The sequence below is a fragment of the Nitrospirillum iridis genome (assembly GCF_014205765.1).
Taxonomy (GTDB): domain Bacteria; phylum Pseudomonadota; class Alphaproteobacteria; order Azospirillales; family Azospirillaceae; genus Nitrospirillum; species Nitrospirillum iridis.
On sequence record NZ_JACIIZ010000014.1, the window covers coordinates 118,444 to 133,540 of the forward strand.

General features: G+C 68.3%; 13 protein-coding genes. 6 read left to right on the plus strand and 7 right to left on the minus strand.

All coding sequences use genetic code 11. The features are described from left to right. The first annotated feature begins 47 nt into the window (after window positions 1–47). Together minD and minE are read left to right on the plus strand one after the other, a co-directional pair. Window positions 48–863 (plus strand): septum site-determining protein MinD, encoded by an 816-nt coding sequence (minD, locus tag FHS74_RS22395; RefSeq protein ID WP_184805481.1) that lies wholly within the window; start codon window positions 48–50, stop codon window positions 861–863. Beyond that, the gene (gene minE / locus FHS74_RS22400; RefSeq protein ID WP_184805484.1) at window positions 860–1,171 is read left to right on the plus strand and encodes a cell division topological specificity factor MinE; all 312 of its coding nucleotides are present in this window, start codon (window positions 860–862) and stop codon (window positions 1,169–1,171) included. Before minD ends, minE begins: the two co-directional genes overlap by 4 nt. 99 nt (window positions 1,172–1,270) lie before the next feature. On the opposite strand, the gene FHS74_RS22405 is transcribed toward minE, so the two are convergent. Further along, window positions 1,271–2,146: a hypothetical protein gene (locus FHS74_RS22405; RefSeq protein WP_184805487.1), complete on the minus strand. Its 876-nt coding sequence runs from the start codon at window positions 2,144–2,146 to the stop codon at window positions 1,271–1,273. A gap of 181 nt (window positions 2,147–2,327) precedes the next feature. On the opposite strand from FHS74_RS22405, the gene FHS74_RS22410 reads away from it, so the two are divergent. Then, a complete protein-coding gene (locus tag FHS74_RS22410) occupies window positions 2,328–3,200 on the plus strand; it encodes a lysozyme inhibitor LprI family protein (protein ID WP_184805491.1) in 873 nt (290 codons plus the stop codon). Window positions 3,201–3,202: 2 nt separating this feature from the next. Here the strand turns inward: FHS74_RS22410 and panB are convergent, their stop codons facing one another. After that, a complete protein-coding gene (panB, locus tag FHS74_RS22415) occupies window positions 3,203–4,033 on the minus strand; it encodes a 3-methyl-2-oxobutanoate hydroxymethyltransferase (RefSeq protein ID WP_184805493.1) in 831 nt (276 codons plus the stop codon). 172 nt (window positions 4,034–4,205) lie between these two features. Between panB and FHS74_RS22420 the strand changes: the two genes are divergently transcribed. Beyond that, a complete protein-coding gene (locus tag FHS74_RS22420) occupies window positions 4,206–5,519 on the plus strand; it encodes an Nramp family divalent metal transporter (protein ID WP_184805496.1) in 1,314 nt (437 codons plus the stop codon). Here FHS74_RS22420 and FHS74_RS22425 read toward each other — a convergent pair. From FHS74_RS22425 to FHS74_RS22440, 4 genes are all read right to left on the minus strand, one after another. Next, window positions 5,516–7,753 (minus strand): tetratricopeptide repeat protein, encoded by a 2,238-nt coding sequence (locus FHS74_RS22425; RefSeq protein ID WP_184805499.1) that lies wholly within the window; start codon window positions 7,751–7,753, stop codon window positions 5,516–5,518. The genes FHS74_RS22420 and FHS74_RS22425 overlap by 4 nt on opposite strands. Window positions 7,754–7,882: 129 nt before the next feature. After that, window positions 7,883–8,848 carry a ribonucleotide-diphosphate reductase subunit beta gene (locus FHS74_RS22430; RefSeq protein WP_184805502.1) on the minus strand — a complete coding sequence of 322 codons (966 nt, stop codon included), beginning with the start codon at window positions 8,846–8,848 and terminating at the stop codon, window positions 7,883–7,885. Between the two features lie 30 nt (window positions 8,849–8,878). Then, window positions 8,879–9,532, minus strand: coding sequence for an EF-hand domain-containing protein (locus FHS74_RS22435; protein ID WP_184805505.1), 654 nt, complete (start codon window positions 9,530–9,532; stop codon window positions 8,879–8,881). Window positions 9,533–9,610: 78 nt separating this feature from the next. Next, complete coding sequence (locus FHS74_RS22440) at window positions 9,611–11,452, minus strand: ribonucleoside-diphosphate reductase subunit alpha (protein ID WP_184805507.1); 1,842 nt, start codon at window positions 11,450–11,452, stop codon at window positions 9,611–9,613. A 261-nt stretch (window positions 11,453–11,713) separates the two neighbouring features. On the opposite strand from FHS74_RS22440, the gene FHS74_RS22445 reads away from it, so the two are divergent. Next, window positions 11,714–13,099, plus strand: a complete 1,386-nt coding sequence (locus FHS74_RS22445) for a CRTAC1 family protein (RefSeq protein WP_184805510.1) — start codon at window positions 11,714–11,716, stop codon at window positions 13,097–13,099. Between the two features lie 33 nt (window positions 13,100–13,132). On the opposite strand, the gene FHS74_RS22450 is transcribed toward FHS74_RS22445, so the two are convergent. Continuing rightward, entirely contained in the window at window positions 13,133–13,951 is an 819-nt protein-coding gene (locus FHS74_RS22450) for a hypothetical protein (RefSeq protein ID WP_184805513.1), read from the minus strand. Window positions 13,952–14,074: 123 nt separating this feature from the next. On the opposite strand from FHS74_RS22450, the gene dgcA reads away from it, so the two are divergent. Then, a complete protein-coding gene (gene dgcA, locus FHS74_RS22455; RefSeq protein WP_184805516.1) occupies window positions 14,075–15,076 on the plus strand; it encodes an N-acetyl-D-Glu racemase DgcA in 1,002 nt (333 codons plus the stop codon). Window positions 15,077–15,097: the final 21 nt, after the last annotated feature.

Consider the following 15,097-nt stretch of genomic DNA (forward strand, 5'->3'; position numbering starts at 1 on the left):
CGCACGGCCGGTTTTCCCAGTAACCTTCTTTTCCAAGGGAGACGTTCTTGGCCAAGATCATCGTCATGACATCGGGCAAGGGCGGCGTCGGCAAGACCACCTCATCCGCCGCCTTCGGCACCGGCCTGGCCTTGCGGGGGTTCAAGACCTGCATCATCGATTTCGATGTGGGCCTGCGCAACCTGGACCTGATCATGGGGTGCGAACGCCGCGTGGTGTTCGACTTCATCAACGTCATCAACGGCGAGGCGCGCCTCAGCCAGGCGTTGATCAAGGACAAGCGGGTGGAGAACCTGTTCATCCTGCCCACCTCGCAGACCCGCGACAAGGACGCGCTGACCGAGGCGGGCGTCGAGAAGATCCTGAACGAACTCAAGAAAGAGTTCGATTACATCATCTGCGACAGCCCGGCCGGCATCGAGCGCGGCGCACTGATGGCGCTGTACTTCGCCGACCATGCCATCATCGTCACCAATCCCGAGGTCTCCTCGGTGCGCGACAGCGACCGCATCCTGGGCGTCATCCAGGCCAAGTCGCGCCGCGCCGAGAAGGGCGAGGAGCCGGTGCAGGAGCACCTGCTGGTCACCCGCTACGATCCGGAGCGGGTGGAAAAGGGTGAGATGCTGAAGGTCGAGGACGTGCTGGAGATCCTGGCCATCCCGCTGCTGGGCATCATTCCGGAAAGCCCCGCCGTGCTGCGCGCCAGCAACGTCGGCATGCCGGTGGTGCTGGACGACAAGTCCAATGCCGGCCAGGCCTATTCCGACGCCGTCGGCCGCTTCCTGGGCGAGAAGATCGAGCACCGCTTCGTCAAGGTGGAGAAGAAGGGCTTCTTCGACCGGCTGCTGCGGAGGACGGCATGAGCATCTTCGATTTCTTCCGCACGCCCAAGAAGGCGTCCGCGGCCGACCAGGCCAAGGAACGCCTGCAGATCGTGCTGGCGCATGAGCGGGCCGGCCGCGACAGCCCCGACTTCCTGCCCCAACTGCAGAAAGAGCTGCTGGACGTCATCAAGAAGTACGTCTCCATCGACGACGACAAGGTGGCGGTGAAGCTGGACCGCGCCAGCGGCTATTCCACGCTGGAGGTCAACGTGGAACTGCCCGCCCCGGCCAAGGGTGCCGCCCGGTCGGGCGGGGCCGGCAAGGTCGCCGCGGCGGGCAAGGCCTGAGTTTCGCACGCCCTTCAACGTCTGCTTTCCGGCAAGGGCCGGTCCCTCGGGGCCGGCCCCTGTCGTTTCGGCCCCTGTCGTTTCAGACGGCGGCTTGTTTCAGGCGGCAGCGACGTGATCCGCCGCCTGCTGGCGCAGCTTGGCGGCCATGGCCGTGGCCTGGGCGTCATCGAAACCGTCCAGCGCCTCCAGCACCGCGTCGCGCAGGTCGGCATGGCGGGCGGCGCGACGCAGCGCCACCAGGCCGTCGCCATCCACGCCCACATGATCCATGACCGAGGCGAGCGCCGCCACCGTCTCCCGCGTCGGCGCCGCGGTCACCAATTGCGCCAGATCCGCCCGCACGGTGGGGCGGCCCAGACGGCCGAGCGCGCAGACGGCACCGGCGGCGACGGTGCGGTCGGGATCGGCCCGCAACTTTTCCAGCGCATCGATGACCGGGAATTCCGCCTGCCGCACGCAGCGGCAGGCCGCCGCCCGCGCCGCCGCGTCGTCAGTACCCAAGAGACGCAGCAGCACCTTGCGGTCCAGCGCCACCTCCAGCCGCACGGCGGCGGCCAGCGCCGCCACCTGCACCGGGCCGGCCAAGACGCCACCGCCCAGCAGCCCGGCGACGATGGCCGTGGCCTGAGGGCCGCCGATGGCGGCCAGCGCCTCCAGCACCGCCACCGGTTCCCGTCCGGTGAGACCGTAGCCGGCCAGTCGCTTCAACCGCACCCCCAGCAAAGGCACGGCGCCCGCCAGCCGGCGGCGGCCGACCTCCGCGATCAGGGGCAATGCCTTGCTGAGACCGGCATCAGGCAGGCGGGCCAGCAGCGCGGAATCATCCAGGTCGGCCGGCGCGGGTTCGGCCGGCGGTCGGGGGCGCAGGGGGGTGGGAGCGTTGGTGGCGGCCGGGGCTGGTGCGCCGAACAGATCCATCTGGTTCCGGGGATCCACCATCTCCGCCTTGGGTTTGCGTGCCCTGCCTGCCATGATCCTGCCCCACTAAAGAACAATTCGGGAACACCCTAAGCGCAATCGGCCCGGGACGTCAATGCACCCGCAGGAAATGGCTTGCGACCTTGGCCTTTGGATAGACGCCTCTTGCCAGACTTACCCCCTCGCCATGGTCGTGATAAGAGGGCCGACCTGCAATGTATGGGGGAGTTGACCCGTGACCGTCCTTTCCTGGACCCGTCTGCCGATGAGCGCGGCCTTGTTGGCGCTGGGCATGGCGCTGCACCCGGCCGCCGGCCATGCCGCCAATTGCGACCAGCCGGCTTCGGATGACGAGCAGGCGCAGTGCCTGGGCGCCGACCTGCGCCACACGGATGGGGAGATCAACCGGGTCTATGGCGAAGTGCGGGGCACGCTGGACGACGCCGGGAAGCTGGCCCTGCGTAACGAACAACGCGCCTGGCTGAAGCGCCGGGACACGACCTGCGGCCTGGACAGCAAGGAAAGCGACCGGGAGAAGTGGTTCCAGGCCATCCTGGCCAACCGGGCCAAGACGGTCTGCGTCATCCGCTTCACCAATGAGCGGGCGGCCCAACTGGCCGCCGAACAGGCGGGCAAGGCCCCGGCGCCCGAGGCGCAGGAGGGCTCCGCCTCATCCGGCGACCTGTACGAGATCTGGGGCAAGCAGCCCGTCAGCACCGGGAAATGGTATATCGAGGCCACCATCGACATGGGCGCCATCGCCCACCGCGCGGAAACGGCCCTGTTCTTGGGCGTGGAAAGCCGGGAGGGCAGCTACGGCACCCTGATGCAGCTGCGCCACAACCGCGCCAACGAGCCCAAGCACGTTGTCGGCCTGGCGGTGGATCTGGACGCGGGCTGGGTATACCTGCGGCCCGACGGCCAATGGCGCGGCGGCGCGCCTGGGCAGACCGGCGGGATTCAGACCCCACCCCGGCTGCCCACCCGAATCGGCCTGACCTCCAGCGTCGCCATGGGCGATCTGGTGAAGGATGGGCTGATCAGCGTGAATTTCGGCGAACGGCCCTTCCTCTATGCCGTGCCGGATGGCTACAGGCCGCTGAAGTAAGGTCAGTTCGTTGGCCTCTTCTCTGCGAACGTGTGTTCCGGGCCGGGGAAGCGGCGGGCGCGCACGTCCTCGGCATAGGCTTGGGCGGCGGTGCCCACCTGGCTCGCCAAGTCGGCGTAGCGCTTCACGAACTTGGGCGTGAAATCGGCGAACAGGCCCAGCATGTCGTCTGACACCAGCACCTGGCCGTCACAGGCGGCACTGGCGCCGATGCCGATGGTGACCACGGGCACGCATTCCGTCACCTGGCGGGCCAGCGGCTCCACCACCCCCTCGATCACCAGGGAGAAGGCGCCGGCGTCGGCGACGGCGCGGGCGTCACCCAGGATCTTGGCCTGTTCCGCCTCACCCCGGCCGCGGGCGCGATAGCCGCCCAGCACGTTCACCGCCTGCGGCGTCAGGCCGACATGGCCCATGACGGGAATGCCCCGGCGCACCAGGAAGTCGATGGTGGGCGCCATCTCCTCCCCGCCTTCCAGCTTCACGGCGGAGGCGCCCGTCTCGGCCAGGATGCGGGCGGCGACGCGGAACGCCTGTTCAGGGCTTTCCTGATAGCTGCCGAAGGGCAGGTCCACCACCACGGCGGCGTGACTGGACCCGCGCACCACGGCGGCGCCATGGGCCACCATCATGTCGACGGTGACGCCCAGCGTGCTGGGCAGGCCATACAGCACCATGCCCAGGCTGTCGCCCACCAGCAGCACATCGCAATGGGGGTCCAGCAGGCGGGCCATGGGGGCGGTATAGGCCGTCAGGCAGACCACGGGCACGGCCCCCTTGCGGGCGGCGATGTCGGGCACGCTGAGGCGTTTGACGGCAGTGGTGGCGCTCATCCCGGTACCGATCCTTCCAAGGATTTTGCGGGCATCCCTACACCAAAGCGCCGCGCCGCGCCAATGAATGGCGACAGGTCGCACCCGGCGCACCATAGGCGCCCTCGTTCCGGCATCAGAAGTTCGCTATGTTAATCTTTTGACCTGCCATGGTTGGCGTGAAGGGCGACGTATGCAGTCGGTGATGGAAGCGCGCAAAGGGAAATGGCCGGGCCCCGCGGGGGAACATCTGGCCGGCGTTCCCATTTCCGGGGGCTTCTGGCGCAAGCTGCTGGCGTTCTCCGGCCCGGGATATCTGGTGGCCGTGGGGTATATGGACCCCGGCAACTGGGCGACGGACATCGCCGGCGGCTCCCGCTTCGGCTATGCGCTGCTGTCCGTCGTGCTGCTGTCCAGCCTGATGGCCATGCTACTGCAGGCGCTGTCGGTACGCCTCGGCATCGCCAGCGGTCGGGATCTGGCCCAGCTGTGCCGGGAGCGCTATGGCCCACGCACCGCCGTCGTCCTCTGGCTGCTGTGCGAGATCGCCATCATCGCCTGCGACGTGGCGGAAGTCATCGGTTCGGCCATCGCCTTGAAGCTGCTGTTCGGCCTGCCGCTGATGCTGGGCGCCATCATCACCGCCTTCGACAGCCTGCTGATCCTGGCCCTGCAGAATCGGGGCGTGCGCCGGCTGGAAGCCTTCATCCTGGGCCTGATCGCCCTGATCGGCCTGTGCTTCCTGGCGGAGGTGGCGATGAGCCGGCCGGGCATGGGCGCCGTGCTGGCGGGCTTCATCCCGACCAGCGATCTTCTGACCGACCCCGGCAAGCTTTATGTGGCGGTGGGCATCCTCGGCGCCACCGTCATGCCGCACAATCTTTACCTTCATTCGGCGGTGGTGCGCACCCGCGCCTTCGTCCGGGACGAGGTGGGCCAGCGCGAGGCCATCCGCTTCGCCACGCTGGACAGCACGCTGGCGCTCTCCATCGCCTTCTTCATCAACGCCGGCATCCTGATCCTGGCGGCGGCCGCCTTCCATGGGCAAGCGCTGGTGGATGACATCGAGGAGGCCTACCGCCTGCTGTCGCCCATGCTGGGGGCGCCGTTGGCCAGCCTGCTGTTCGCCATCGCCCTGCTGGCGGCGGGCCAGAACTCCACCGTCACCGCCACGCTGGCGGGACAGGTGGTGATGGAGGGTTTCGTGGCCCTGCGGCTGAAGCCGGTATGGCGCCGGCTGGTCACCCGCCTGTTGGCCCTGGTGCCCACCCTGCTGGTGCTGGCCATCGCCGGCGACAGCGCCGCGACCGCGCTGTTGATCTTCACCCAGGTGGTGTTGAGCCTGCAATTGCCCTTCGCCGTCATTCCCCTGGTGCGGTTCTGCGGCGACCACCGGGTCATGGGCCGCCTGGTGGCGCCGCGCTGGTTGCTGATGCCCGCCTGGGCGGTCGCCGGCATCATCGTGGCGCTGAACGGCGTGCTGATCGCGCAGACGGTGGCGGGCTAAACTATGCCCCGCGCCAGGTCCGCCGCGATGGCGGCCACCGGGTCGCCCCAGTCACCGGCCCGCGTCTGGCGGAACAGCCGGGCGCTGGGATACCAGGGGCTATCCTGCCGGTGCCGCAGCCACCGCCAATCCGGCGCCGTGGGCAGCAGAATCCAGACCGGCTTGCCCAGCGCCCCCGCCAGATGGGCGACCGAGGTGTCGACGGCCACCACCAGGTCCAGCTGCATGATGGCGGCGGCGGTCTCGGCATAGTCGCCCAGGCGGCCGGACAGGTCCGTCACCTTGCCCGGGGGAAAGCGGTGAACGTCGCCCGCCCGCCCGCCCACCTGCAGGCTGTACCAGCGCACACCCGGCACCGACCACAACGGCCCCAGCGCGGCCAGGTCATGCACGGAGCGCTGACGGTCGCCCTTATGCTCGGGATTGCCGGCCCAGACCAGGCCCACCCGCAGCCCGGTGAAGGGCGCCCCCCCCTGTTCGGCCGCGAACAGGTTCCGCCAGCCGGCCAAGGCGTCGGACGGCGGTTCCATATAGGGGCAGACCGCCGGCACCGTATCCATCGCCAGCAGGTGGGGCAGGCTGAGCAGCGGGGCATGGAAATCGAACCCGTCCGGTGCCGCGTCCCCCACCAGCATGCCGTCCACCCCAGGGACGCTGCTGATCACCCGCGCCAGGGGCGTCGGCACCCGCATCAGGATGTAGGCCGGCGGACCGGACCGCCCCACCCCGTCCCACCAACGGCGATCGGCGAAGCGGCAAAACTGGATCAGGTCGCCCATGCCCTGCTCGCCGTGCACCATCAGGGTGCGGCCGGTGATGTCCTGCCCCCGCCAGGCACGGTCTGGCAACACCTCCCACGGCTTCAGCTGGTGACCGTCCTTCAAGCGCCACTCATACTCCGCCCACCCTTGCCGCCAACGACCTTCCAGCAGATGGGTCATGCCCAGGTTGACGTGGGCGGCGATGAACGCCGGCTTATGGACCAGCGCCTCCTGGAACGCCGCCGCCGCCTCTGCCGTGCGGCCCTGGCCCAGCAGCACCACACCCAGCATGTTGTGGGTCTCGGCGTTGCGGGGACTGTCGCCTAAGCTGCGGATGCAGACCGCCTTCGCCTCCTCCTCCCGATTCAGGCGATGCAGGGCGCCGGCCAGCTGCAAGGCGGCGGTCTCATGGTCCGGTCGCAGCGCCAGGGCCCGGTGGCACAGCTCCATCGCCTCCTCCGCCCGGTCCTGGGCGTGAAGGGCGCCCGCCAGGCTCACCAGGCCTTCGACGGAGGACGGGTTGCGGGCGACCGCCTCCCGCGCCACCTCCTCCGCCTCCACCCATCGCTTCTCATCCAGCAAAACGCCAACCAGGGTGACACGGGCCTCGATCAAGTCGGGATCAAGGGCAAGGGCCTGGCGGCAGGCCTCGACCGCGGCGTCAGCCTGTCCCAGGTCACGCAGGGACATCCCCAGGCAGGCATGGGCCAGCGGCAGGACCGGCGCCATGGCCACGGCCCGCCGCGCCGCCGCCGCCGCGCTCTCCGCCTGGCCATCAGCCTGCAGTATCATGCTGAGGTTGCACCAGTGCCCGACCTCGTCGGGCTGGAGGTCCGCCGCCCGGCGGTAGGCGGCGATGGCATCGTCCACCCGCCCCAGGGCGCGCAGGGCGTTGCCCAGATTGCCCTGGGCGTCGGCATAGCCCGGCCACAGGGCCAGCGCCTGGCCATAGTCGTCCGCCGCCGCCTGCCATCGCTGCGCGCCGAAGTGGGCGTTGCCGGTCCCGTTCAACGCCATGGCCGCGTCGCGCGCCCGGGCCACATCCATCAGGCGTTCAAGTTCCCGCTGGGCGGCCGCCAGGCCGGGCTGCGAGGCCAGCGCCTGGCGATAGGCCGCCGCCGCTTCCGGCAGGCGATCCAGGTCGGCCAGGACGTTGCCCAGGTTGACCTGCAGCTCGGCGTTGCCGGGCAAGGCCACCCCGGCGCGGCGATAGGTGTCGGCCGCCTCGTCCAGCCGGCCCAGGCGGCGCAACGCCACGCCCAGGTTGATCAGCGCCGGGGCATAGCCGTCATCCAGGGCGAGGGCCTGATTGAAAGCGGCGACGGCGTTGTCGGTGCGCCCCAGCTGCAACAGGGCGACACCCAGATCAGCCCAGGCGGACAGCTCACCGGGCGCCACCGCCGTGACCTGCTGATAGTGGGCCGCCGCCGCCGCCCACTGGCCATCCAGCATCAACTTCTGGCCGTCGTTCACACCCGCCCCGCTCTCCGCACTCCGCCGGTCCCGGCGGCATCCCCTTAACCTAAAACGAAAAGGCGCCGATGTTCATCACCGGCGCCTTGTCCTTTTCCCCCGCTGGTTCCCCCGCTGGCCCCGGAGGGCTCAGTCGAACGCCTCATCCCAGCTGCCACCGGTGGCGGCCTTGCTGTACTCGGTCGCGCGATTCTCGAAGAAGTTGGCGTGTTCGACGCCGTTCAGCATCACGTCCATCCACGGCAGCGGATTCTTCTCCACGCGATAGATGGGCTGCAATTCCAGCTGGGTCAGGCGGCGGTCGGCGATCCAGCGGATGTACTGCTTCACATCCTCCGCCGTCAGTCCCTGCACGCCGCCCATTTCGAACGCCAGGTCGATGAAGGCGTCCTCATGCGCCACGATGGTGGAGCAGGCGACGTACAGATCGTTCTGGAACTGCTCCGTCCAAATCTCCTGGTTCTCGGCGACGAAGGTGCGGAACAGGCGGATGGCGGACTGGGTGTGCAACGTCTCGTCGCGCACCGACCAGGTCACGATCTGCCCCATGCCCTTCATCTTGTTGAAGCGCGGGAAGTTCATGAGGATGGCGAAGGAGGCGAACAGCTGCAGCCCCTCGGTGAAGGCGCCGAACACCGCCAGCGTCTTGGCGATGTTGGCCGGGCTGTCGACCGTGAATTCCTGCATGTAGTCGTACTTGTCCTTCATCTCCTTGTAGTGGAGGAAGGCGGAGTATTCGACCTCGGGCATGCCGATGGTGTCCAGCAGGTGGCTGTAGGCCGCGATGTGGATGGTCTCGATGTTGGAGAAGGCCGAGAGCATCATCTGCACCTCGGTCGGCTGGAACACCTGCGCATACTTCTTCATGTAGCAGTTGTTCACCTCGACGTCGGCCTGGGTGAAGAACCGGAAAATCTGGGTCAGCAGGTTGCGCTCGCCGTCCGACAGCTTCTGGCGCCAATCCTTCACGTCGTCGGCCAGCGGCACCTCTTCCGGCATCCAGTGCAGGCGCTGCTGCGTCAGCCAGGCCTCATAGGCCCAGGGATAGCGGAAGGGCTTGTAGACGGGGTTGGGGGTCAGAAGCTGGCTGGGCACGGGCGAAAATCCGTTCGTCTGAAATCGTTGTCAAAAAAGGCCGGAAGACGGCTTCGTCAGCGCCTCGAAGGGCGCCATCATCGCCGTCAGGAACTCGTCGGCGGTCACCTTGCCGTCATGGTCGGCGTCCCACTTGTCGAACTTGCGCGATGACTGGGCCCGCAGTTCCTCGCGGGTCACCCGGAAATCGCTGTCGGTATCGGCCGACATCACCGGATCCAGTCCCACCTGCAGCCGCACCCGCGACCCCTGGTAGCGCTCGCCCTCCGGCGCGGCTTCCACCGAATCCGGCTGCACTGTCCGGGCCTGGGCCCCCAGCAGGGGCGTCACCGTGTGACGCCGCGCCTGGAAGGGTTGGTTCAGGCGGTACTTCTCCAGCTCGGCCGAGGTGATGCTGCCGTCGTGGTCCAGGTCGAACAGATCGAAGCTGCGGTCCGCGTCGGCAAGCACCTCGTCGCGGGTCAGCACCCCGTCGTGGTTCGCGTCCGCCTGGTGGAACCATAGCAGCAGCACCGCCTTGTACTGCAGTTGGCTTCCGGACGGCGGCCCCAGGATCTGCCCGGACGGGCTGACCGGAACCAGCAGCAGGTAGGGATTGACGGGCTGGTCATGCCCGCATCCCGCCAGGCCGCAACCCATAGCGCCAGCCAAGGCCAGCCTGGCCAGTGCCCTCATAACCCGCATACGACTTCCCCGGCAGCATCGATGGACCGATCGGACGACCGGCCCATTCCAGGCTCAACCGATCTTTCGATCGATCGGTCACTGGCAGGCCAGGCATTCCTCGTAGTTGTTCACTTCCACGCGTGGCGCGGCGTCGGCTTTCGCCTCCACCTTCTTGGCCACCACGGCGCCGATGTCGGCCTCCGCCCGCTGGATGGACATGGAGCGGAGATAATAGAGGCTCTTGACCCCCTTCTTCCAGGCCTGGAAGTGGATCTGGTGCAGATCCCGCTTATGAACGTCGGCCGGCAGGAAGATGTTCAGGCTCTGCGACTGGCAGATGAAGGGGGTGCGGTCGGCCGCATGCTCGATCAGCCAGCGCTGGTCCAGCTCGAACGCGGTCTTGAAGACATCACGCTCCAGATCGCTCAGGAAGTCCAGGTGCTGAACTGATCCGCCGTTCAGGGTGATGGACGACCAAATCTCCTCGTCATTGCGGCCATAGGTGGCCAAGGTCTGCTCCAGGTATTTGTTACGCACCGAGAACGAGCCAGACAAGGTCTTGTGATTGAAGGCGTTGGCCGCCGACGGCTCGATGCCCGGCGACGCACCGCCGCAGATAATGGAGATGCTGGCGGTGGGGGCGATGGCGATCTTGTTGGAGAAGCGCTCCTCCGAGCCATAATCGGCGGCGTCCGGGCAGGCGCCCCGCTCGCGGCCCAGCTTCAGCGAGGCCTCGTCGGCCTGGCGCTTGATGTGGGCGAACATGCGCTTGTTCCACACCTTGGCCATCACGCCCTCGAAGGGCAGGCCCTGGCTTTGCAGGAAGCTGTGATAGCCCATGACGCCCAGGCCCACCGAGCGTTCGCGCATGGCGGAATAGCGGGCGCGCTCCATATCGTCCGGCGCCTTCTCGATGAAGTCGCTCATGACGTTGTCGAGGAAGCGCAGCGCGTCCTCGATGAAGGTGGGGTGGTCCTGCCACTCCAGGAAATATTCCAGGTTCAGCGACGACAGGCAACAGACGGCTGTGCGCTCGTTGCCCAGCTGGTCCAGGCCCGTGGGCAGCGTGATCTCGCTGCACAGGTTGGACATCTTCACCGACAGGCCGGCCAGCTTGTGATGTTCCGGCATGGCGCGGTTCACGTGGTCGATGAACAGCAGGTAGGGCTCGCCCGTCTCGACCCGGGCGGTCAGGATGCGGATCCATAGGGACCGGGCCGAGATGCGGCGGATGACGGCGCCGTCCTTGGGGCTGGTCAGCGCCCATTCGCCGTCGGCCTCGACCGCGCGCATGAAGGCGTCGGGAATGACCACGCCGTGGTGCAGGTTCAGCGCCTTGCGGTTGGGGTCGCCGCCGGTCGGGCGGCGCATCTCGATGAATTCCTCGATCTCGGGGTGCGAGACCGGCAGGTAGGTCGCGGCCGAGCCGCGGCGCAGGGAGCCCTGGCTGATGGCCAACGTCAGGCTGTCCATCACCCGGATGAAGGGCACGACGCCGGAGGTCTTGCCATTGCCGCCGACCTTCTCGCCGATGGAGCGCAGGTTGCCCCAGTAGCTGCCGATGCCGCCGCCGCGCGAGGCCAGCCAGACGTTCTCGTTCCAGAGGTCGACGATGCCCTTCAGGCTGTCGTTGCACTCGTTCAGGAAGCAGCTGATGGGCAGGCCGCGCGAGGTGCCGCCGTTGGACAGCACCGGCGTGGCCGGCATGAACCACAGCTTGGAGATATAGTCGTAGAGGCGCTGGGCGTGGGCCTGGTCGTCGGCGTAGTAGCTGGCCACGCGGGCGAACAGATCCTGGAAGCTTTCGCCCGGCAGCAGGTAGCGATCGGTCAAGGTGGCCTTGCCGAACGCCGTCAAAAGATCGTCACGGGAATGATCCACAACGACCGCCGGACGGTTAGCAACTTGAATCCTGCCGAAAACGTCTCCGTCCCGCATGACTTATCCCCAGGCTGTGTATGAATTGCGCTGTGGATAACCGAGGACCGGACACCACATCTAGCGGCAACGAGCGCTGATCCTACCAAATCGTGACAGTCCGCCAACGGATTTTTTAATCTCGGAAGGCTATTTTCCCATTGCGTCCGAAAAGCCCAGGCATCCTGCGGGCGGCATGGGTTATCCTGCGTTCCGACCATGGTTAACGACGGTGCGGCACCTGTCCGAATGGGTGCCGCCCGCTACCCTGGAGGCAGCCTGATGTTCATCGCGTGCTCCAACCTCATCGTCCCGAACCCCCCCATATCTTGTGCCGGCATCGCCGTGGGGGACATAGATGGTGATGGGCGCTTTGATTTCGTCGTCACCTGCGCCGACGCGCCCAACCGGGTGCTGAGTTGGGACGGCGGCGCCCTGGTGGAGCATCCGGCCGGCCCCCTGGCCGACGCCCAGGCCTGCGCGCGGGCCGCGCTGTTCGCCGACATGGACGGCGACGGCCGCGAGGAACTCTACATATTGAATTCACCCGCGGCGGCGGGCGCCGTGCCGACGCCCGACCGGCTGTTCGCCTGCTTCGGCAACCGCTGGGTCGACCTGGCGGCCCTGCCGGAGAACTTCGCCGCCGTCAACCGCGCCGCCGGCACGGCGCTGGCCTGCCTGGACCGCCACGGCACCGGCCGCTACAGCATCGTGGTCGGCGGCCAGGGCGTGCCCCTGCAACTGTTCGAGCTGGACCGCCGCGGCCGCCTGCACGAGGTGGCGGAGGAGGCGGGCCTGGATGTGGAGGCCGACGCCCGCCTGCTGCTGGGCTCCTGCCTCACCGGCAGCCTGCCGGACCTGTTCGTCGGCTGCGCCAACGGGCCCAACCTGCTGTTCCGCAACCTGGGAGGCGGCCAGTATGAGGAGATCGCGGACGAGGTGGGGCTGGACGATCCCTTTGCCAGCGCCGGCGCCGCCACCATCCTGGACGCCGATGGCGACGGGCTGGTGGACCTGCTGCTGGGCAACAGCCAAGGCCCCCACCGCCTGTTCCAGCATCGCGCCGGCGGCGGCTTCGTCGACGTGGCCCCCGCGGAAATGACCCAGCCCGGCGACGTGCGCGCCGTCATCGCCGCCGATTTCGACAACGACGGCTATGAAGAGCTGTTCTTCAACATGCACGGCCAGCCCAACCGCCTGTTCGCCTGGCGGGAGGACCGCTGGGTGTCCATCGACGTGGGCGACGCCGCCGAGCCCGAGGGCCTGGGCACCGCCGCCGTGGTCGCCGACATCGATGGCGATGGCCAGCTGGAGCTGCTGATCGGCCATGGCGATGGCGAGGGCCAGCCCCTGTCCCTGTATCTGGCGTCACCCACCGGCAACAACTGGCTGCGGGTCCTGCCGCTGACCGCCGGCGGCGCGCCCGCCCGGGGCGCCACCGTCTGCCTGACCGCGGGCGGGCGGCGACAGCTGCGCAGCATCACCAGCGGTGCCGGCGGCCCCTGCCAGCGCGAGCCGGTGGCCCATTTCGGCCTAGGGGACCTGACCCAGGTCGACCAACTGGACATCACCTGGCCCGACGGCGCCACCCTGAAGGTGGAAATGCCCGACCTCTGCCGCCTGATGGTGGTGCACCACCCCAGCCTGGGTCCCCAATCGGCCTGCTAGGCTTTTCTCGGAGCGTGGGCAGTCGCGGTCGACTCAGCCTGCGGTCAACGCCTGGCGGCGGGTGCGCCCCAGGGTCAGGCCATAGAAACGGGCCAGCATGACGGCGTTGGCGCCCCAGCCCACGCCGTACAGGCCGACGCTGACGGCATAGCTGGCGGCGATCTCGACGGGGTCGGTCAGGCGGCTGAACACCAGGGTGATCAGCAGCGGCAGCACCGTCAGCAGATTGAGCGCCGTCAGGCGCAGGGCCAGGCCCCGGGTGGCGGTCCAGCCCTGGCGGAAGGACCCGGCCTCGCCCACCGCCACCGGCACCACCCCCACCATCAGGCGGCCGTAAACGCCGGCCATGATCAGCAGCAGCGGCAGGGCGGCGGCCACCGCCAGCGCGTTGACCACCGCTTCGGGCATTTCCATGCCCAAGGCGACCATCACACCGTTCAGGACGGCGAGCGAGGGGAACAGCAAGGCCAGGACCGGCAGCGTCGCCACCGCCGCCGCCAGGGACCAGCCGAGATAGGCCAGTTCCCGCCGTCCCAGGCTGGGACTCAAGAAGGCGACACCGTCGTCGGCCAAAAGCACCCAGCGCGCCCACCAGATCTGCATGCGGGCATAGAACCAATAATGGAAGATCGTGGGCAGGAGATAGAAGGGCAGCACCTCCTCCTCCCACGCCTGCTCCAGCGCGGGCTCCGCCGGCCGGGGGTGGGTCAGGGCGATGATGACATAGAGGATGAGCATCACCATGGCCGGCATCCCGGCGAAACGCAGGGTGCGCCCCGGGTCGGACAATACTTCACGGAAGGCGGCCACCGCCTCGTGCCAGACCATCGGCTTGCGCCGCACATCCTCCATAACCGACCAATCCTTGAAACCGCCGCCCCGCCACCATCAACAATGCCGGATCGCGCAAGCCGTGGCGAAGCGTTATGTTGCCGCGCCCCATCCCCCCTGGCCGCAACCCTGCCGAAGGTGTCGATGCCCCCGCCCACCCTCACCATCCGTGCCGAGACCTTTCCCATCCGCGGCACCTTCCGCATTTCCCGCGGGGCCAAGACCGAGGCGCACGTGGTGACCGCGCTGGTGACCGCCGATGGCCCGGACGGCCCCGTCGCCGGCCGGGGCGAATGCGTGCCCTATGCCCGCTATGGCGAGACGGTGGCGGGCGTGGTGGCGGACCTGGAAGTGCTGGCCGGTGCCGTGGCCGCCGGCCTGGACCGCGCCGCCCTGCAAACCCTGATGCCGCCGGGGGCCGCCCGCAACGCGCTGGACTGCGCGTTGTGGGACCTGGAGGCGAAACAAACCGGCATGCCCGTCTGGCGCCTGGCCGGCCTGGCCCGGCCACCGGCACCGCTGACGACCGCCTTCACCCTGTCGGTGGACACGGCGGAGAACATGGGCCGCGCCGCCCGGGCGGCCCAGCGTTGTCCCCTGCTGAAGCTGAAGTTGACCGGCGAGGGCGACCTGGAGCGGGTGGCGGCGGTGCGGGAGAACGCGCCCCGGTCGCGCCTGATGGTGGATGCCAACGAGGGCTGGACCCTGGATCAGCTGGCGCGTTATGGCCCCGCCTTGGCGGCCCTGGGCGTGGAACTGCTGGAACAGCCCCTGCCGGCGGGACAGGACGCGGACCTGGCGGGACAGGATTGCCCGATCCCGCTGGGGGCGGACGAGTCGGTGCATGGCATGGACAGCCTGGACACCCTGGTCGGCCGCTATCAGGTGGCCAATATCAAACTGGACAAGACCGGCGGCCTGACGGAGGCCCTGGCCCTGAAGTCCGCCTGCGAGGCCGCCGGGCTGAAGGTCATGGTCGGCTGCATGGTGGCCACATCGCTGTCCATGGCGCCGGCGCACCTGCTGGCCCAGGGTGCGGCCTTCGTCGATTTGGACGGACCCTTGCTGCTGGCCCGCGACCGCGACCCCGGCATCACCTATGACGGCACCACGGCCAACCCGCCGCCTTCCGCCTTATGGGGATGAGGGAATGGATGGATACCAATC

Excerpts from the sequence above, each read along its gene's own strand:
- FHS74_RS22450 (WP_184805513.1), bottom strand. The coding sequence starts at position 13,951 with ATGGAGGATGTGCGGCGCAAGCCGATGGTCTGGCACGAGGCGGTGGCC.
- FHS74_RS22435 (WP_184805505.1), bottom strand. The coding sequence starts at position 9,532 with ATGCGGGTTATGAGGGCACTGGCCAGGCTGGCCTTGGCTGGCGCTATG.
- FHS74_RS22440 (WP_184805507.1), bottom strand. The coding sequence starts at position 11,452 with ATGCGGGACGGAGACGTTTTCGGCAGGATTCAAGTTGCTAACCGTCCG.
- panB (WP_184805493.1), bottom strand. The coding sequence starts at position 4,033 with ATGAGCGCCACCACTGCCGTCAAACGCCTCAGCGTGCCCGACATCGCC.
- FHS74_RS22445 (WP_184805510.1), top strand. The coding sequence starts at position 11,714 with ATGTTCATCGCGTGCTCCAACCTCATCGTCCCGAACCCCCCCATATCT.
- FHS74_RS22420 (WP_184805496.1), top strand. The coding sequence starts at position 4,206 with ATGCAGTCGGTGATGGAAGCGCGCAAAGGGAAATGGCCGGGCCCCGCG.
- FHS74_RS22405 (WP_184805487.1), bottom strand. The coding sequence starts at position 2,146 with ATGGCAGGCAGGGCACGCAAACCCAAGGCGGAGATGGTGGATCCCCGG.
- minE (WP_184805484.1), top strand. The coding sequence starts at position 860 with ATGAGCATCTTCGATTTCTTCCGCACGCCCAAGAAGGCGTCCGCGGCC.
- dgcA (WP_184805516.1), top strand. The coding sequence starts at position 14,075 with ATGCCCCCGCCCACCCTCACCATCCGTGCCGAGACCTTTCCCATCCGC.